This window comes from Streptomyces turgidiscabies Car8 (assembly GCF_000331005.1).
Classification (GTDB): domain Bacteria; phylum Actinomycetota; class Actinomycetes; order Streptomycetales; family Streptomycetaceae; genus Streptomyces; species Streptomyces turgidiscabies.
In genome coordinates, this window is the sequence record NZ_AEJB01000571.1 from 1 (window position 1) to 17,563 (window position 17,563).

Annotated in this window: 15 protein-coding genes; 1 reads left to right on the forward strand and 14 read right to left on the reverse strand. The window is 68.0% G+C overall.

Going from position 1 to position 17,563, the window contains the following annotated elements; genetic code table 11:
• From nuoN to STRTUCAR8_RS40630, 14 genes are all read right to left on the reverse strand, one after another.
• Positions 1–1,612, reverse strand: a 1,612-nt coding sequence (gene nuoN, locus STRTUCAR8_RS40565; RefSeq protein ID WP_006382216.1) for an NADH-quinone oxidoreductase subunit NuoN, incomplete at its 3' end; no start/stop codon positions are given.
• On the reverse strand, positions 1,609–3,180 hold the full coding sequence (locus STRTUCAR8_RS40570) for an NADH-quinone oxidoreductase subunit M (RefSeq protein ID WP_006382215.1): 1,572 nt from the start codon (positions 3,178–3,180) through the stop codon (positions 1,609–1,611). The genes nuoN and STRTUCAR8_RS40570, both read right to left, overlap by 4 nt.
• A gap of 4 nt (positions 3,181–3,184) precedes the next feature.
• Complete coding sequence (gene nuoL / locus STRTUCAR8_RS40575; protein ID WP_006382207.1) at positions 3,185–5,086, reverse strand: NADH-quinone oxidoreductase subunit L; 1,902 nt, start codon at positions 5,084–5,086, stop codon at positions 3,185–3,187.
• 14 nt (positions 5,087–5,100) lie between these two features.
• Positions 5,101–5,400, reverse strand: a complete 300-nt coding sequence (gene nuoK, locus STRTUCAR8_RS40580) for an NADH-quinone oxidoreductase subunit NuoK (protein ID WP_006382214.1) — start codon at positions 5,398–5,400, stop codon at positions 5,101–5,103.
• The gene (locus STRTUCAR8_RS40585) at positions 5,397–6,236 is read right to left on the reverse strand and encodes an NADH-quinone oxidoreductase subunit J (RefSeq protein ID WP_006382211.1); all 840 of its coding nucleotides are present in this window, start codon (positions 6,234–6,236) and stop codon (positions 5,397–5,399) included. Before STRTUCAR8_RS40585 ends, nuoK begins: the two co-directional genes overlap by 4 nt.
• Positions 6,233–6,844 carry an NADH-quinone oxidoreductase subunit NuoI gene (nuoI, locus tag STRTUCAR8_RS40590; RefSeq protein ID WP_006382205.1) on the reverse strand — a complete coding sequence of 204 codons (612 nt, stop codon included), beginning with the start codon at positions 6,842–6,844 and terminating at the stop codon, positions 6,233–6,235. The genes STRTUCAR8_RS40585 and nuoI overlap by 4 nt, the downstream gene beginning before the upstream one ends.
• A complete protein-coding gene (nuoH, locus tag STRTUCAR8_RS40595; protein ID WP_006382219.1) occupies positions 6,837–8,201 on the reverse strand; it encodes an NADH-quinone oxidoreductase subunit NuoH in 1,365 nt (454 codons plus the stop codon). The genes nuoI and nuoH overlap by 8 nt, the downstream gene beginning before the upstream one ends.
• A complete protein-coding gene (locus tag STRTUCAR8_RS40600) occupies positions 8,198–10,702 on the reverse strand; it encodes an NADH-quinone oxidoreductase subunit G (protein WP_006382213.1) in 2,505 nt (834 codons plus the stop codon). The genes nuoH and STRTUCAR8_RS40600 overlap by 4 nt, the downstream gene beginning before the upstream one ends.
• On the reverse strand, positions 10,699–12,081 hold the full coding sequence (nuoF, locus tag STRTUCAR8_RS40605) for an NADH-quinone oxidoreductase subunit NuoF (RefSeq protein ID WP_044473740.1): 1,383 nt from the start codon (positions 12,079–12,081) through the stop codon (positions 10,699–10,701). The genes STRTUCAR8_RS40600 and nuoF overlap by 4 nt, the downstream gene beginning before the upstream one ends.
• Positions 12,081–12,899, reverse strand: coding sequence for an NADH-quinone oxidoreductase subunit NuoE (gene nuoE, locus STRTUCAR8_RS40610; protein ID WP_044473742.1), 819 nt, complete (start codon positions 12,897–12,899; stop codon positions 12,081–12,083). Before nuoE ends, nuoF begins: the two co-directional genes overlap by 1 nt.
• Before the next feature lie 29 nt (positions 12,900–12,928).
• Complete coding sequence (locus STRTUCAR8_RS40615) at positions 12,929–14,251, reverse strand: NADH-quinone oxidoreductase subunit D (RefSeq protein WP_006382218.1); 1,323 nt, start codon at positions 14,249–14,251, stop codon at positions 12,929–12,931.
• Positions 14,248–15,009 (reverse strand): NADH-quinone oxidoreductase subunit C, encoded by a 762-nt coding sequence (locus STRTUCAR8_RS40620; protein WP_006382217.1) that lies wholly within the window; start codon positions 15,007–15,009, stop codon positions 14,248–14,250. The genes STRTUCAR8_RS40615 and STRTUCAR8_RS40620 overlap by 4 nt, the downstream gene beginning before the upstream one ends.
• Positions 15,006–15,560 carry a NuoB/complex I 20 kDa subunit family protein gene (locus STRTUCAR8_RS40625; RefSeq protein WP_006382209.1) on the reverse strand — a complete coding sequence of 185 codons (555 nt, stop codon included), beginning with the start codon at positions 15,558–15,560 and terminating at the stop codon, positions 15,006–15,008. The genes STRTUCAR8_RS40620 and STRTUCAR8_RS40625 overlap by 4 nt, the downstream gene beginning before the upstream one ends.
• A gap of 14 nt (positions 15,561–15,574) precedes the next feature.
• On the reverse strand, positions 15,575–15,934 hold the full coding sequence (locus tag STRTUCAR8_RS40630; protein WP_005476348.1) for an NADH-quinone oxidoreductase subunit A: 360 nt from the start codon (positions 15,932–15,934) through the stop codon (positions 15,575–15,577).
• 722 nt (positions 15,935–16,656) lie between these two features.
• Here STRTUCAR8_RS40630 and STRTUCAR8_RS40635 point away from each other — a divergent pair.
• A complete protein-coding gene (locus tag STRTUCAR8_RS40635) occupies positions 16,657–17,511 on the forward strand; it encodes a C40 family peptidase (protein WP_044473741.1) in 855 nt (284 codons plus the stop codon).
• Positions 17,512–17,563 lie beyond the last annotated feature (52 nt).

Here is a 17,563-nt window from a genome sequence, read left to right on the forward strand (position 1 = left end):
GGAAGTACTGCGGCGCCACACCCAGTACCACGGTGACCGCCACCCCCACCGCGATCGCCGTCATGGTCAACGGCGACGGCACGGCGACGGTGGGTCCGTCGGGCTGCGGCTCACTGAAGAACATCAGCACGATCACCCGGATGTAGAAGAACGCGGCGATCGCCGACGAGATCACACCGACCACGACCAGCGCTCCCGCACCGCCCTCGGCCGCCGCCTTGAACACGGCGAACTTCCCGGCGAACCCGGAGGTCAGCGGAATGCCGGCGAAGGCCAGCAGGAACACCGCGAACACCGCGGCCACCAGCGGCGAACGGCGCCCGAGCCCCGCCCACTTGGACAGGTGGGTCGCCTCGCCCCCGGCGTCCCGCACCAGGGTGACCACGGCGAACGCCCCGATCGTCACGAACGAGTACGCGCCCAGATAGAACAGGACGGACGACACCCCGTCCGGTGTCATGGCGATGACACCGGCGAGGATGAACCCCGCGTGCGCGATGGACGAGTACGCGAGCAGCCGCTTGATGTCGGTCTGGGTGATCGCGACGACCGCGCCGCCCAGCATGGTGACGACCGCGACGCCCATCATGACCGGCCGCCAGTCCCAGCGCAGGCCCGGCAGCACGACGTAGAGCAGCCGCAGCAGCGCACCGAACGCCGCCACCTTCGTCGCCGCCGCCATGAAGCCCGTCACCGGCGTGGGCGCGCCCTGGTAGACGTCAGGGGTCCACATGTGGAACGGCACGGCGCCGACCTTGAAGAGCAGGCCCATGACGATCATCGCGGCGCCGATGAGCAGCAGCACGTCGTTGCCCATGGTGTCGGCGAGCGCCGGGTCGACGTTCTTGATGGTGCCGTCGACGACCTGGGCGATCGTCCCGTACGACACCGAGCCCGCGTAGCCGTACAGCAGTGCGATGCCGAACAGGGTGAAAGCGGAGGCGAAGGCGCCGAGCAGGAAGTACTTGACCGCGGCCTCCTGCGACATGAGCCGCTTGCGGCGGGCCAGGGCGCACAGCAGGTACAGCGGCAGGGAGAAGACTTCCAGGGCCACGAACAGGGTCAGCAGGTCGTTGGCCGACGGGAAGATCAGCATGCCGCCGATCGCGAACAGCAGCAGCGGGAACACCTCGGTGGTGGTGAACCCCGCCTTCACCGCGGCCTTCTCGCTGTCGCTGCCCGGCACGGACGCGCCCTGCGCGGCGAACGAGTCGACACGGTTGCCGTGGGCCTCCGGGTCGAGCCGCCGTTCGGCGAAGGTGAACAGCCCGACCAGTCCCGCGAGCAGGATCGTGCCCTGCAGGAACAGTGCGGGCCCGTCGACGGCGATCGCGCCCATGGCCGCGATGCCGGCCTTGGTGGTGCCGTATCCGCTCGTCGCGAGCCCCACGACCGCGGCGAACGCGGCGACGAGAGCGACGACGGACACGAACAGCTGTACGTAGTAGCGGGATTTGCGGGGCACGAACGCCTCGACCAGGATCCCGACGATCGCCGCACCGATGACGATCAGGGTGGGCGACAACTGCCCGTATTCGATCTTCGGCGCGTCGATCTTGGAGATCGGGTCGGCCGCCGTTGTCCACAGGCTGTGGACGGCTGATGCGCTCACTTGGCCGCCTCCACCTCGGGCTGGGGGTCCTTCTTATGGACGTCGGACATGGTCTGCTTGACCGCCGGGTTGACGATGTCGGTCAAGGGCTTCGGATAGACGCCCAGGAAGATCAGCAGCACGATCAGCGGCGTCACGACGACGAGCTCCCGCACCCTGAGATCCGGCATCTCGGCGACCTCTGCCTTCACCGGGCCCGTCATCGTCCTCTGGTAGAGGACGAGGGTGTAGAGCGCGGCGAGGACGATGCCGAAGGTGGCGATGATGCCCACCACCGGGTAGCGCGCGAAGGTGCCCACCAGGACCAGGAACTCGCTCACGAAGGGTGCGAGGCCCGGGAGTGACAGGGTCGCGAGCCCGCCGATGAGGAAGGTGCCGGCGAGTACCGGGGCGACCTTCTGGACGCCTCCGTAGTCGGCGATGAGCCGCGAGCCGCGCCGCGAGATCAGGAAGCCGGCCACCAGCATCAGCGCGGCCGTCGAGATCCCATGGTTGACCATGTACAGCGTCGCGCCCGACTGGCCCTGGCTGGTCATCGCGAAGATGCCCAGGATGATGAACCCGAAGTGCGAGATCGACGCGTACGCGACCAGCCGCTTGATGTCCCGCTGCCCGACCGCGAGCAGCGCCCCGTAGATGATGCTGATCAGCGCCAGTACGAGGATGACGGGCGTCGCCCACTTCGACGCCTCCGGGAACAGCTGGAGGCAGAAGCGGAGCATCGCGAAGGTGCCCACCTTGTCGACGACCGCCGTGATCAGCACGGCGACCGGCGTGGTGGCCTCCCCCATGGCATTGGGCAGCCAGGTGTGCAGCGGCCACAGGGGCGCCTTCACCGCGAAGGCGAAGAAGAAGCCCAGGAACAGCCAGCGTTCGGTGTTCGTCGCCATGTGCAGCGAACCGTTCGCCCGTGCCTCGGCGATCTCCGTGAGCGAGAAGTTCCCCGCCACCACGTAGAGACCGATCACGGCCGCCAGCATGATCAGGCCGCCGACGAGGTTGTAGAGGAGGAACTTCACCGCCGCGTACGAGCGTTGCGTGGACGCCGTTTCCTCGCCGTGCTCGTGGGCACGGTCGCCGAAGCCGCCGATGAGGAAGTACATCGGGATGAGCATGGCTTCGAAGAAGATGTAGAAGAGGAAGACGTCGGTGGCCTCGAAGGAGATGATCACCATCGCCTCGACGGCCAGGATCAGCGCGAAGAAGCCCTGGGTGGGCCGCCAGCGAGTGTTTCCTGTCTCCAGGGGGTCGGCGTCGTGCCAGCCGGCCAGGATCACGAACGGGATCAGCAGTGCGGTGAGCGCGATGAGCGCCACGGCGATGCCGTCCACACCCAGCTCGTACTGCACCCCGAAGTCCTTGATCCAGGCGCGGGATTCGGTGAGCTGGTAACGGTCGCCACCCGGGTCGAAGCGCACCAGGACAATCGCGGCGAGCGCCAGCGTGGCGAGCGAGACGAGCAGCGCGAGCCACTTGGCGGCGGTGCGCCGCGCGGCCGGCACAGCCGCCGTGGCGATCGCTCCGAGGGCCGGGAGCGCCGCCGTCGCTGTCAGGAGGGGAAAGGACATCGAATCAGACCGCCCTCATCAGCAGGGTCGCGGCGATGAGGATCGCCGCACCGCCGAACATCGAGACCGCGTACGAGCGCGCGTAGCCGTTCTGCAGCTTGCGGAGCCGTCCGGAGAGGCCGCCCATGGAGGCCGCCGTCCCGTTGACGACCCCGTCGACCAGGGTGTGGTCGACGTACACCAGGGAGCGGGTGAGGTGCTCCCCGCCGCGCACGAGGACGACGTGGTTGAAGTCGTCCTGGAGAAGGTCGCGCCGGGCGGCCCGGGTGAGCAGCGACCCGCGCGGGGCGACGACCGGGACCGGACGGCGTCCGTACTGGACGTACGCGGCGCCGACGCCGATGACGAGCACGACCATGGTGGACAGCGTGACCGTGAGGGCGCTGACCGGCGGGTTCCCGTGCGCGTGGTCGGTGACGGGCTCCAGCCAGTGCAGGAAGCGGTCGCCGATGCCGAAGATCCCGCCCGCGAAGACCGACCCGAAGGCGAGCACGATCATGGGGATCGTCATGGACTTCGGGGACTCGTGCGGGTGCGGCTCGTTGCCGTTCTCGTCGGGCTGCCAGCGCTTCTCGCCGAAGAACGTCATCAGCATCACGCGCGTCATGTAGTACGCGGTGATGGCCGCGCCGAGCAGAGCGACTCCCCCGAGGATCCAGCCCTCGGTACCGCCCTTGGCGAACGCCGCCTCGATGATCTTGTCCTTGGAGAAGAAGCCGGACAGGCCCGGGAAGCCGATGATGGCGAGGTAACCGAGACCGAAGGTCACGAAGGTGACGGGCATGTGCTTGCGGAGGCCGCCGTACTTGCGCATGTCGACCTCGTCGTTCATGCCGTGCATGACCGAGCCGGCGCCGAGGAACAGGCCGGCCTTGAAGAAGCCGTGGGTCACCAGGTGCATGATCGCGAAGACGTAGCCGATGGGCCCGAGACCGGACGCGAGGATCATGTAGCCGATCTGCGACATCGTCGAGCCGGCCAGCGCCTTCTTGATGTCGTCCTTCGCACAACCGACGATCGCACCGAAGAGGAGCGTGACGGCGCCGACCACGGTGACCACCAACTGGGCGTCGGGCGCCGCGTTGAAGATCTCCCCGGAGCGGACGATCAGGTACACGCCGGCGGTCACCATCGTCGCCGCGTGGATGAGGGCCGAAACCGGGGTCGGGCCCTCCATCGCGTCCCCGAGCCAGGACTGCAGCGGCACCTGGGCGGACTTGCCGCAGGCCGCGAGCAGCAGCATCAGGGCGATGGCGGTGAGCTTGCCCTCGCCCGTCTCACCCGTGGCTTCGAGGACCGGCCCGAAGGCGAAGGTCCCGAAGGTGGTGAACATCAGCATGATGGCGATCGACAGGCCCATGTCGCCGACGCGGTTGACCAGGAAGGCCTTCTTCGCGGCCGTCGCGGCGCTTGGCTTGTGCTGCCAGAAGCCGATCAGGAGGTACGAGGCGAGACCGACGCCCTCCCAGCCGACGTACAGCAGGAGGTAGTTGTCGGCGAGGACGAGCAGCAGCATCGCCGCGAGGAACAGGTTCAGATAGCCGAAGAAGCGGCGGCGCCGCTCGTCGTGCTCCATGTACCCGATCGAGTACACGTGGATCAGCGAGCCGACGCCGGTGATCAACAGGACGAACGTCATCGACAGCTGGTCGAGCTGGAAGGCGACGTCGGCCTGGAAGCCCTCGACGGGGACCCAGCTGAACAGGTGCTGCATCAGGGTGCGGTGCTCGGCGTCCTTGCCCAGCATGTCGGCGAAGAGGATCACGCCGATCACGAAGGAGCAGGCGGCGAGGGCCGTGCCGATCCAGTGGCCGACGGCGTCCAGCCGCCGGCCACCGCACAGCAGTACGGCCGCTCCGAGCAGAGGCGCCGCCACCAGCAGCGCAATCAGATTCTCAGCGTTCACGGTTCAGCGACCCCTTACAGCTTCATCAGGCTGGCGTCGTCGACCGAGGCCGAATGGCGGGAACGGAACAGCGACACGATGATCGCGAGCCCGACGACGACCTCCGCGGCGGCGACGACCATCGTGAAGAAGGCGATGACCTGGCCGTCGAGATTGCCGTGCATCCGGGAGAAGGTGACGAACGCGAGGTTGCAGGCGTTGAGCATCAGCTCGACGCACATGAAGACGACGATCGCGTTGCGCCTGATCAGGACGCCGGTGGCGCCGATCGTGAACAACAGGGCGGCGAGATAGAGGTAGTTGACCGGGTTCACTTGGACGCCTCCCCACTGTTCGAGCGACCGTTCGAGCCGATGTTGGTGCGCTCCAGACGGTCCTCGGCGCGCTGTTCCAGGGCTTTGAGGTCGTTGATGGCCTCGGCGGACACATCGCGGATCTGGCCACGCTGACGGAGCGTCTGCATGACCGACAGCTCGGCCGGGGTGCCGTCGGGCAGCAGGCCCGCGACATCCACCGCGTTGTGCCGGGCGTACACACCGGGGGCGGGCAGCGGCGGCAGGTGCTTGCCGTCCCGCACCCGCTGTTCGGCCATCTCGCGCTGGGTCTTGGCGCGCTCGGTGCGCTCGCGGTGCGTGAGCACCATGGCGCCGACGGCGGCCGTGATCAGCAGGGCGCCGGTGATCTCGAAGGCGAACACGTACTTCGTGAAGATGAGGGCGGCCAGGCCCTCCACGTTGCCGTTCGCGTTGGCCTGACCGAGACCGGTGAACTCCTTCAGGGAGGCGTTTCCGACGCCCGCGACCAGGAGGATGCCGAAGCCGAGCCCGCACACCAGGGCCAGCCAGCGCTGGCCCTTGATGGTCTCCTTGAGGGAGTCCGCGGCGGTGACACCGACGAGCATGACCACGAAGAGGAACAGCATCATGATCGCGCCGGTGTAGACGACGATCTGGACGACGCCCAGGAAGTAGGCGCCGTTGGCCAGGTAGAACACCGCCAGGATAATCATGGTTCCGGCGAGACAGAGCGCGCTGTGCACGGCCCTCTTCATGAAGACGGTGCACAGGGCTCCGGCCACGGCGACGGTGCCGAGGATCCAGAACTGGAACGCCTCACCCGTGGAGGTGGAGTAGGCGGCGAGCGCGCTCATGCGCCCACCCCCTCTTCTTCCGCCTTCTCGCCCTTGGAGACGGCGACCTGGCGCACGGTGCCGGGCGCGGCCTCTGTGACCAACCCCCGGTAGTAGTCCTGTTCGTCGGTGCCCGGGAAGATCGAGTGGGGCGATTCGACCATGCCCTCCTCGAGTCCGGCGAGCAGCTGTTCCTTGGTGTAGATGAGGTTGGCGCGGCTGCTGTCGGCCAGCTCGAACTCGTTCGTCATCGTCAACGCGCGCGTGGGGCACGCCTCGATGCACAGGCCGCACAGGATGCAGCGGGCGTAGTTGATCTGGTAGACCGCGCCGTACCGCTCGCCCGGCGAGTAGCGCTCCTCGTCGGTGTTGTCGGCGCCCTCCACATAGATGGCGTCCGCGGGGCAGGCCCAGGCGCACAGTTCGCAGCCGACGCACTTCTCCAGGCCGTCCGGATGGCGGTTGAGCTGGTGCCGTCCGTGGAACCGGGGAGCGGTGGTCTTCTCCTGTTCGGGGTACTGCTCGGTCAGCCGCTTCTTGAACATGGCCTTGAAGGTCACGCCGAAGCCGGCCACGGGGTTCTGGAAGCCGGGTTTCGTCTGCCCGGTCTCCTTTGGCTCCTCAGCCATCGGACGCCTCCTTTCCATCCAGAGATCCGTCACTGCCAGTATCCGGTCCACCACTGACAATCAACTCGCGCTCTCGGCGCGGGCGCCTGCGCGGCACCGGCGGCGCCTCCTGTCCCGGCAGTGGCGGTACGGGGAATCCGCCCGCCATCGGGTCGAAGGCGACGGGTTCGGCGGCTGCCGTCTGCTGCGCCTTGCCCCGGTCGCGGAAGATGTCGGCCACGAACGAGAGCAGGAGCAGGGCAAGGACGCCGCCGCCCACGTAGAGGGCGATGTCGGCGAAGTCGTAGTTCTCGTTGCGCAGGGTCCGTACGGTCGCGACCAGCATCAGCCAGACCAGCGAGACCGGGATGAGGACCTTCCAGCCGAGCTTCATCAGCTGGTCGTAGCGGACACGCGGGAGGGTGCCGCGCAGCCAGATGAAGAAGAACAGCAGCAGCTGCACCTTGATGACGAACCAGAGCATCGGCCACCAGCCGTGGTTGGCGCCCTCCCAGAAGGTGCTGACGGGCCAGGGAGCCCGCCAGCCGCCCAGGAAGAGCGTCACCGACACGGCCGAGACGGTCACCATGTTGACGTACTCGGCGAGCATGAACAGCGCGAACTTGATCGACGAGTACTCGGTGTTGAAGCCGCCGACCAGGTCGCCCTCGGACTCCGGCATGTCGAAGGGGGCGCGGTTGGTCTCGCCGATCATCGTCACGATGTAGATGAGGAAGGACACCGGCAGCAGGACGACGTACCAGCGGTCGTGCTGCTGTTCGACGATGGTCGAGGTCGACATCGACCCGGAGTAGAGGAACACCGAGGCGAACGCGGCGCCCATCGCGATCTCGTACGAGATCATCTGGGCGCAGGACCGCAGACCGCCCAGCAGGGGGTAGGTGGATCCGGAGCTCCAGCCCGCGAGCACGATGCCGTAGATGCCGACCGACGCGACCGCGAGGATGTAGAGCATCGCGATCGGCAGGTCGGTGAGCTGCATCGTCGTACGGGTGCCGAAGATCGAGACCTCGTTGCCGGCCGGCCCGAAGGGGATGACCGCGATCGCCATGAAGGCCGGGATGGCCGCGATGACCGGCGCGAGGATGTAGACGACCTTGTCCGCGCGCTTGACGATCAGGTCTTCCTTGAGCATCAGTTTGACGCCGTCGGCGAGCGACTGGAGCATCCCCCAGGGGCCGTGCCGGTTGGGGCCGACTCGCAGCTGCATCCAGGCGACGACCTTGCGTTCCCACACGATGGAGAACAGCACGGTGATCATCAGGAAGGCGAAGCAGAAGACCGCCTTGACGACGACCAGCCACCAGGGGTCGGTGCCGAACATGGAGAGGTCTTCAGCGGCGAGGTACGGACTCATGCCTCCACCTCCTTGGGGGCGTCGGAGGCGAGGGTCGCCGGGCCGATGCGGACGAGTGCGCCGGGCAGCGCCCCCGTGTCGGAGGCAACGCCGCCTCCGGTGGAGTTCAGCGGCAGCCAGACCACGCGGTCGGGCATCTCGGTGACCATGAGGGGGAGTTCGACCGTCCCGGCGGTACCGGTCACGGCGAGCAGATCCCCGTCCTTGACCCCCGCTTCGGCTGCCGTGGCGGCCGACACGCGCGCGTGTGCGGCGTGCCGCGTCCCGGCGAGCGCGTCGTCACCCTCCTGGAGACGCCCCTGGTCGAGCAGCAGGCGGTGCCCGGCGAGCACTGCTTCCCCTGCGGCCGGGCGCGGCAACTGGGCGCCGATCTCCAGCGGGTTGGTGGCCCGCGTCCCGTCCCAGACCCCGAGCCGGTCCAGTTCCAGGCGCGCGGTGCGCAGATCCGGCAGGCCCAGGTGTACGTCCATGGCGTCGGCCAGCATCTGGAGGACGCGGGCGTCGGACGGCGCCAGGCGCCGCGTCATCTGGTCGGGCTTGAGCGCGGCCTCGAAGGGGCGGCCGCGGCCCTCCCAGTTGAGGAAGGTGCCCGCCTTCTCGGCGACGGCGGCGACCGGGAGTACGACATCCGCGTGCTCGGTGACCTCGCTGGGCCGCAGTTCCAGCGACACCAGGAAGCCCACTTCGCGGAGGGCCGCACGCACGCGTGCCGGATCCGGCAGGTCGGCGACTTCTACGCCGGCGACCACCAGGGCCTGCAACTCGCCTCCGGCGGCGGCCTCGACGATCTGACCGGTGTCGCGGCCGAAGCGGTGCGGAAGTTCGCCGACGCCCCAGGCGGCGGCGACCTCGTCCCGCGCGCGCGGGTCGGTCGCCGGACGTCCGCCAGGCAGCAGCGACGGCAGCGCACCGGCCTCGACAGCACCGCGCTCCCCGGCCCGGCGCGGGATCCACACCAGCTGGGCGCCGGTCGTGGAAGCCGCCCGTACGGCGGCGGTGAGCCCGCCCGCCACCGCGGCCAGCCGTTCACCGACGACGATCACGGCGCCCTCGGTGCGCAGGGCCTCAGCGGCCTTCGTCCCGCTGTCCTCCAGCCCGAACCCGCTTCCGAGCGCGTCCAGCCACTCGGTCTCGGTGCCGGGGGCGGCGGGCAGCAGCGTGCCGCCGGCCTTTTCCAGGCCGCGCGTCGCGTGCGTGGCGAGGGAGAAGACCTTCTGTCCGTGTCCCCGCCAGGCCTTGCGCAGTCGCAGGAAGACGCCGGGCGCCTCCTCCTCGGACTCGAACCCGACCAGCAGGACCGCGGGCGCCTTCTCCAGGGAGGTGTACGTGACACCCGTACCGTCGAGGTCACGTCCGCGTCCGCCGACCCTGGCGGCCAGGAAGTCGGCCTCCTCGGCGCTGTGCACGCGCGCGCGGAAGTCGATGTCGTTGGTGTCGAGGGCCACGCGCGCGAACTTGCTGTACGCGTAGGCGTCCTCGACGGTGAGCCGGCCACCGGTGAGAACGCCCGTACGGCTGCGGGCCGCGAGGAGTCCCTGTGCCGCCGCCTCCAGCGCCTCGGGCCAGGACGCGGGCTCCAGGACACCTTCGGCGTTGCGCACCAGGGGTGTGTGGAGCCGGTCCGGCTTCTGCGCGTACCGGAAGCCGAAGCGGCCCTTGTCGCAGAGCCACTCCTCGTTGACCTCGGCGTCGGGCGCGGCCAGGCGCCGCATGACCTTGCCGCGCCGGTGGTCGGTGCGGGTGGCGCAGCCGCCGGAGCAGTGCTCGCACACCGAGGGCGAGGAGACGAGGTCGAAGGGGCGGGAGCGGAAGCGATACGCCGCCGAGGTCAGCGCGCCGACCGGGCAGATCTGGATCGTGTTTCCGGAGAAGTACGACTCGAAGGGGTCGCCCTCGCCGGTGCCGACCTGCTGGAGGGCGCCGCGCTCGATCAGCTCGATCATCGGGTCGCCGGCGATCTGGTTGGAGAAGCGGGTGCAGCGGGCGCACAGTACGCACCGCTCGCGGTCGAGCAGGACCTGAGTGGAGATCGGCACCGGCTTCTCGTAGGTGCGCTTCTTGCCCTCGAAGCGGGACTCCGCCTGGCCGTGCGACATGGCCTGGTTCTGCAGGGGGCACTCGCCGCCCTTGTCGCAGACCGGGCAGTCGAGCGGGTGGTTGATGAGGAGCAGCTCCATCACCCCGTGCTGCGCCTTTTCGGCCACGGGCGAGGTGAGGTGAGTCTTGACGACCATCCCGTCCGTACAGGTGATCGTGCAGGACGCCATGGGCTTGCGCTGGCCCTCGACCTCGACGATGCACTGGCGGCAGGCACCGGCCGGGTCGAGGAGGGGGTGGTCGCAGAAGCGCGGGATCTCGATGCCGAGTTGTTCGGCGGCGCGGATCACCAGGGTGCCCTTGGGCACGCTGATGTCGATGCCGTCGATCTTCAGCGCGACGAGATCTTCCGGCGGGACCGCCGCGTCGCCCCCTCCGGAGGGAGCGCTCGTGGTCACCGTCATGCGTTCACCTCCGTGCGGTCGGCCCAGGCCGTGGACTTGGCCGGGTCGAAGGGGCAGCCCCGGCCCGTGATGTGGTCCTCGTACTCCTCGCGGAAGTACTTGAGGGAGGAGAAGATCGGCGAGGCGGCGCCGTCGCCGAGGGCGCAGAAGGACTTGCCGTTGATGTTGTCGGCGATGTCGTTCAGCTTGTCGAGGTCGGACATGACGCCCTTGCCGGCCTCGATGTCGCGCAGCAACTGCACGAGCCAGTACGTCCCTTCACGGCAGGGCGTGCACTTGCCGCAGGACTCGTGGGCGTAGAACTCGGTCCAGCGGGTGACCGCCCGGACGACACAGGTGGTCTCGTCGAAGCACTGGAGTGCTTTCGTGCCGAGCATGGAACCCGCGGCGCCCACTCCTTCGTAGTCAAGAGGGACGTCGAGGTGCTCGTCGGTGAACATCGGTGTCGAGGAGCCGCCCGGTGTCCAGAACTTCAGCCGGTGGCCGGAGCGCATCCCGCCGCTCATGTCGAGGAGCTGGCGGAGCGTGATGCCGAGCGGGGCCTCGTACTGGCCCGGACTGGTGACATGGCCGCTGAGTGAGTAGAGCGTGAAGCCCGCGGACTTCTCGCTTCCCATCGAGCGGAACCATTCTTTGCCCTTTTGGAGAATCGCGGGAACTGACGCGATCGACTCGACGTTATTTACAACAGTTGGGCACGCATAGAGCCCTGCGACAGCAGGAAAGGGGGGACGGAGCCGCGGTTGACCCCGGCGGCCTTCGAGCGAGTCGAGCAGTGCGGTCTCTTCACCACAGATGTACGCGCCCGCGCCCGCGTGCACGGTGAGTTCGAGGTCGAGTCCGCTGCCGAGTGCGTCCTTGCCGAGGTAGCCCGCCGCGTAGGCCTCACGTACGGCCTCGTGCAACCGCCGCAGCACTGGTACGACTTCACCGCGCAGATAGATGAAGGCATGCGAAGACCTGATGGCATAACACGCGATCACAATGCCCTCGATGAGGCTATGCGGGTTCGCGAAGAGGAGCGGGATGTCCTTACAGGTTCCCGGCTCCGATTCGTCGGCGTTGACAACTAGATAGTGTGGCTTTCCATCACCCTGAGGAATGAACTGCCATTTCATTCCCGTAGGGAATCCCGCACCGCCCCGGCCACGCAGACCGGACTCCTTGACGTAGGCGATGAGGTCGTCCGGGGTCATCGCGAGGGCCTTGCGGAGCCCCTCGTACCCTTCGTGCCGCCGGTAGACGTCCAGGCTCCAGGACCGGTCCTCGTCCCAGAAGGCCGACAGCACGGGTGTGAGCAGCTTCTCGGGGCTGGTCTCTCCCCCGCGCTCGAATTCGCTCGCGCGGGCGGGGCCCCCATTTTCGGGTGCCAATGTCATCACTCCCCCTCCTCGGTGACGGGCCCCGCCGGGTGGGAGGGGTCGGAAGCCGCCGTGTCCTGCGGCGCGTCGTGCGAACTGAGGTGCTCGGCGGGCGACGGGTCGTGCGGCTGCGCGCTCTTGGAGGAGCCGCCCCGGGGGTGCACCACGCGCGCGGGGCTCTCGCCCTTGGCCAGCCGGAGCCCGATCAGCGAGGCGGGACCCGCGCTGCCGCTCGCCTCGACGGCCCCGTCCCGGGTGTCGGGGAAGCCCGCCAGGATGCGGGCGGTGTCCTTGAACGTGCACAGGGGGGCACCGCGCGTGGGTTCGACCTCCGCGCCCGCACGCAGGTCGTCGACGAGGCGCTTGGCGCTGGCCGGCGTCTGGTTGTCGAAGAACTCCCAGTTGACCATCACGACGGGTGCGAAGTCGCAGGCCGCGTTGCACTCGATGTGCTCCAGGGTGACCTTGCCGTCCTCGGTCGTCCCGCCGTTGGCGACACCGAGGTGTTCCTGGAGGGTCTCGAAGATGGCGTCGCCGCCCAGCACAGCGCAGAGGGTGTTGGTGCAGACGCCCACCTGGTAGTCGCCGGAGGGGCCCCGGCGGTACATGGAGTAGAAGGTGGCGACCGCGGTGACCTCGGCCGTGGTCAGGCCCAGCATGTCCGCGCAGAACCGCATCCCGGTGCGGGTGACATGGCCCTCCTCCGACTGCACGAGATGCAGCAACGGCAGGAGGGCGGACCGGGAGTCTGGGTAGCGGGCGATGACCTCGCGGGAGTCCGCTTCGAGCCGGGCTCGAACGTCGTCCGGGTAATCGGGCGCGGGCAGTTGGGGCATGCCCAGGCTGACGCCCTCGGGGGTGGTGGTCACCGGTCGACGCCTCCCATCACGGGGTCGATGGACGCGACGGCGACGATGACGTCGGCGACCTGGCCGCCCTCGCACATCGCCGCCATGGCCTGCAGGTTGGTGAAGGACGGGTCCCGGAAGTGGACCCGGAAGGGGCGGGTGCCTCCGTCGGAGACGGCGTGCACCCCGAGTTCACCCTTGGGCGACTCGACGGCCGCGTACGCCTGTCCCGGCGGGACGCGGAAACCCTCGGTCACCAGCTTGAAATGGTGGATGAGGGCCTCCATGGAGGTGCCCATGATGTTCTTGATGTGGTCCAGGGAGTTGCCCAGTCCGTCCGGTCCCAGGGCGAGTTGGGCGGGCCAGGCGATCTTCTTGTCGGTGACCATGACCGGGCCGGGCTGCAGCCGGTCCAGGCACTGCTCGACGATCCTGAGCGACTGGCGCATCTCCTCCAGGCGGATCAGGAAACGGCCGTAGGAGTCGCAGGAGTCGGCGGTGGGGACGTCGAAGTCGAAATTCTCGTAGCCGCAGTACGGCTGGGACTTGCGCAGGTCGTGCGGGAGGCCGGTGGAGCGCAGGATCGGGCCGGTGGCGCCGAGGGCCATGCAGCCGGCCAGGTCCAGGTGACCGACGTCCTGCATACGGGCCTTGAAGATGGGGTTCCCGGTGGCGAGCTTGTCGTACTCGGGGAGGTTCTTCCTCATCTTCTTCACGAACTCGCGGATGTGGTCCACCGCGCCGGGCGGCAGGTCCTGGGCGAGTCCGCCGGGGCGGATGTACGCGTGGTTCATCCGCAGGCCCGTGATGAGCTCGTAGATGTCGAGAATCATTTCACGATCACGGAATCCGTAGATCATGATCGTGGTGGCGCCGAGTTCCATCCCGCCGGTGGCGATGCACACAAGGTGCGAGGACAGCCGGTTGAGCTCCATGAGGAGCACGCGGATGAGGGTGGCGCGGTCGGGGATCTGGTCCTCGATGCCGAGGAGCTTCTCGACGGCGAGACAGTAGGCGGTCTCGTTGAAGAAGGACGTCAGGTAGTCCATGCGCGTGACGAAGGTCGTGCCCTGCGTCCACGTGCGGAACTCGAGGTTCTTCTCGATGCCGGTGTGCAGATAGCCGATGCCGCAGCGGGCCTCGGTGACCGTCTCTCCGTCGATCTCCAGGATGAGGCGGAGCACTCCGTGGGTGGAGGGGTGCTGCGGGCCCATGTTGACGACGATGCGCTCGTCGTCGGCACGGGCCGCGGACTGGACGACCTCGTCCCAGTCGCCACCGGTGACCGTGTACACGGCGCCCTCGGTGGTGTCGCGCGGAGTTGCGTGCTGCGTGCTCATGAGTACGACCTCCGCTGGTCCGGAGCCGGGATCTGGGCGCCCTTGTACTCGACGGGGATGCCGCCGAGGGGGTAGTCCTTGCGCTGCGGGTGGCCCGGCCAGTCGTCCGGCATCATGATCCGCGTGAGGGCCGGGTGGTCGTCGAAGACGATCCCGAAGAAGTCGTACGTCTCGCGTTCGTGCCAGTCGTTCGTCGGATAGACGGAGACCAGGGACGGGACGTGCGGGTCACTGTCCGGGGCGCTGACTTCGAGGCGGATCAGCCTGTTGTGGGTGATCGAGCGCAGGTGGTAGACGGCGTGCAGCTCACGGCCCTTGTCGTGCGGGTAGTGGACCCCGCTCACGCCCGTGCAGAGCTCGAAGCGCAGAGCCGGGTCGTCGCGCAGGGTCTGGGCGACGCCGAGAAGGTACGCGCGTTCGACGTGGAACGTCAGCTCGTCACGGTCGACGACGGTCTTCTCGATCACGTTCTCGGGGACCAGCCCCTGTTCCTCCAGGGCGCCTTCGAGCTCGTCGGCGACCTCGTCGAACCAGCCGCCGTACGGCCTCGCCGAGTCGCCCGGGAGCCGGACGGAGCGGACCAGGCCGCCGTACCCGGAGGTGTCGCCCCCGTTGTTGGCGCCGAACATGCCGCGCTGGACGCGGATCTCCTCACCGCCGTCACCGCGCTGGCCGGGGAGGTTGGACGCGGCGAGGTCCTTCTCGGGGTTGACCCCCTCGCCCGGCCTGTCCGTTCCGGTGCCGTTCGCGTCGCTCATCGCAGCAGCCCCTTCATCTCGATCGTGGGCAGTGCCTTGAGCGCGGCCTCCTCCGCCTCGCGGGCCGCTTCCTCCGCGTTCACACCGAGCTTGGAGCTCTGGATCTTCTGGTGGAGCTTGAGGATCGCGTCGATCAGCATCTCGGGCCGCGGCGGGCAGCCGGGCAGATAGATGTCGACCGGCACGATGTGGTCGACGCCCTGCACGATGGCGTAGTTGTTGAACATGCCGCCCGAGGAGGCGCAGACCCCCATGGAGATCACCCACTTGGGGTTGGGCATCTGGTCGTAGACCTGCCGCAGCACCGGCGCCATCTTCTGGCTGACCCGGCCGGCCACGATCATCAGGTCCGCCTGGCGGGGCGAGCCGCGGAAGACCTCCATGCCGAAGCGCGCCAGGTCGTAGCGGCCCGCGCCGGTGGTCATCATCTCGATGGCGCAGCAGGCGAGTCCGAACGTGGCGGGGAAGACGGACGCCTTGCGCACCCAGCCCGCGGCCTGCTCGACGGTGGTCAGCAGGAATCCGCTCGGCAGTTTTTCTTCGAGTCCCATGTCTTAGAGGCCCCTCAGTCCCATTCCAGGCCGCCGCGCCGCCATACGTACGCGTACGCGACAAAGACGGTGAGCACGAAGAGCAACATCTCCACGAGCCCGAAAACACCCAGGGCGTCGAAGGTGACGGCCCAGGGGTAGAGGAAGACGATCTCGATGTCGAAGACGATGAAGAGCATCGCCGTCAGGTAGTACTTGATGGGGAACCGCCCACCGCCGGCCGGCGTGGGTGTCGGCTCGATCCCGCATTCATAAGCTTCGAGTTTGGCCCGGTTGTACCGCTTCGGGCCGATGAGCGAAGCCATGATCACGGAGAAGATCGCAAAGCCTGCCCCGAGGGCTCCCAGTACGAGGATGGGCGCATACGCGTTCACCGCTCCTCGCTCCTCTCAGTCGGCACTGACTGCTGGCGATTACTTGGGGCCGGCGCCGCCCCGTCCGCCCGCGAACCCCGCCCGTCCCGGCGAAGATCGAGAACATGTGAAGCAGGTCACAAGCCCAACTGCCACGCATCCTATGCCCGGCGGTCTGTGATCTGCGACACGGGGTATTACCGAACCTTTGTGATCTCCACCACCTGACGAAGGATCATGAAGTCGGATGAGCGGTGATCTTCACACGCGAAGCGTCCACGTGATCACCAGAGGTGACATTTTCTCCGGTTACCGCTGGTCAGAGGCGGCGTCTCCATATCAAGAGAGTTCTCCTGCATGCAAATTGGTGGTGGACGGGAGCACTTGATAGTGGAGCGCGTTCACACCCGCGAGAAGGAGGAGTGGTGAATGTGGACGCCCGTCTGTGCGTGCACGCGTTCACGAGCGGCCGCGATCGACGATTCCTTCGCGAGACGCACCCCGGCCGGTGACCGTTCCGTGACCTGCGCCACACCTGTGAAGGCCTGTGAAGATCGGGGGTTGGCCACGGACCGCAACCGATGGTAAGCAGCGGGCAATTCGGGCGTACCGATGAAAGCGCATGATCACAGGCATGATCGCCCGTGTCCGCAATGCCCGTTACGGCGTCAATAAAGAGTGACAGTCCGGGAATTTGGGGGCCCGATTGAACAACTGTGGCGCAGCACACGTTTCTTGAAGGTATGGAGGAGTCGCTGGTACCGCTAGTACCCATGTCCCACACCGCTACCGCTCACATACGAAGCCACCGGAAGCCCCGGCGTGCCGGCAACTCGTCGCTGGCGATGCGCGCCGGAGTCGCCGGTGGCGTTCTCAGCACCCTGGCAGTGGCGGGTGCGTCCAGTGCGGCGAACGCCGCCGAACCTGTGACGCAGACACTCGAACTGCCCACCCTCACGGCCGACCTGGCCACTCAGATCGCCGAGTCCGCGGACGCCACGCAGCAGGCCGCCGCGAACTACGAGCTCCAGGCCGAGCGTGACGCCGCGGCCTCCAAGGCCGCCCAGGAGGCCCGTAAGGACCTCGCGGAGGCGAAGCAGAAGGCGGAGGCCAAGGAGAAGGCGGAGGCCGCTCGCAAGGCCGCTGCGGAGGCCGCTGTCTCCCGCTCCGCCGAGCGCGCCACCCTGGCCGCCTCGGACTCCTCGTCCAGCTCTCAGACGTCGCAGGTGGCCGCCCCCTCGAGTGGCAGCGTCGCGACCGTCATCGCCTTCCTCAACGCGCAGCTGGGCGACGCCTACGTCATGGGCGCCACGGGACCCAACGCGTGGGACTGCTCCTCCCTGGTCCAGGCCGCGTTCAAGCAGGTCGGCGTGGACCTCCCCCGGGTCTCGCAGGACCAGTCGATGCAGGGCACGGAGGTGTCGCTCTCCAACCTGGAGGTCGGGGACATCCTCTACTGGGGTGCGAAGGGTTCCGCCTACCACGTGGCGGTGTACGTGGGGAACGGCCAGTACCTGGACGCGGCCAACCCGTCCAAGGGCGTCGTCGTCCAGGACCTGTCGGGATACCCGGCGTCGGGTGCGGTGCGCGTTCTCTGAGCGACCCGTCGGGAAGACGAGGATTCGACGACTCAAGGATTCACGGGTGAGG

What these genes read in the sequence shown, in the direction of transcription:
- STRTUCAR8_RS40635 (WP_044473741.1), top strand. Translation starts at nt 16,657, where the DNA reads ATGGAGGAGTCGCTGGTACCGCTAGTACCCATGTCCCACACCGCTACC.
- nuoH (WP_006382219.1), bottom strand. Translation starts at nt 8,201, where the DNA reads ATGAGTCCGTACCTCGCCGCTGAAGACCTCTCCATGTTCGGCACCGAC.
- STRTUCAR8_RS40600 (WP_006382213.1), bottom strand. Translation starts at nt 10,702, where the DNA reads ATGACGGTGACCACGAGCGCTCCCTCCGGAGGGGGCGACGCGGCGGTC.
- STRTUCAR8_RS40585 (WP_006382211.1), bottom strand. Translation starts at nt 6,236, where the DNA reads ATGAGCGCGCTCGCCGCCTACTCCACCTCCACGGGTGAGGCGTTCCAG.
- STRTUCAR8_RS40625 (WP_006382209.1), bottom strand. Translation starts at nt 15,560, where the DNA reads ATGGGACTCGAAGAAAAACTGCCGAGCGGATTCCTGCTGACCACCGTC.
- STRTUCAR8_RS40620 (WP_006382217.1), bottom strand. Translation starts at nt 15,009, where the DNA reads ATGAGCGACGCGAACGGCACCGGAACGGACAGGCCGGGCGAGGGGGTC.
- STRTUCAR8_RS40615 (WP_006382218.1), bottom strand. Translation starts at nt 14,251, where the DNA reads ATGAGCACGCAGCACGCAACTCCGCGCGACACCACCGAGGGCGCCGTG.
- nuoE (WP_044473742.1), bottom strand. Translation starts at nt 12,899, where the DNA reads ATGCCCCAACTGCCCGCGCCCGATTACCCGGACGACGTTCGAGCCCGG.
- STRTUCAR8_RS40570 (WP_006382215.1), bottom strand. Translation starts at nt 3,180, where the DNA reads ATGTCCTTTCCCCTCCTGACAGCGACGGCGGCGCTCCCGGCCCTCGGA.
- nuoF (WP_044473740.1), bottom strand. Translation starts at nt 12,081, where the DNA reads ATGACATTGGCACCCGAAAATGGGGGCCCCGCCCGCGCGAGCGAATTC.
- nuoI (WP_006382205.1), bottom strand. Translation starts at nt 6,844, where the DNA reads ATGGCTGAGGAGCCAAAGGAGACCGGGCAGACGAAACCCGGCTTCCAG.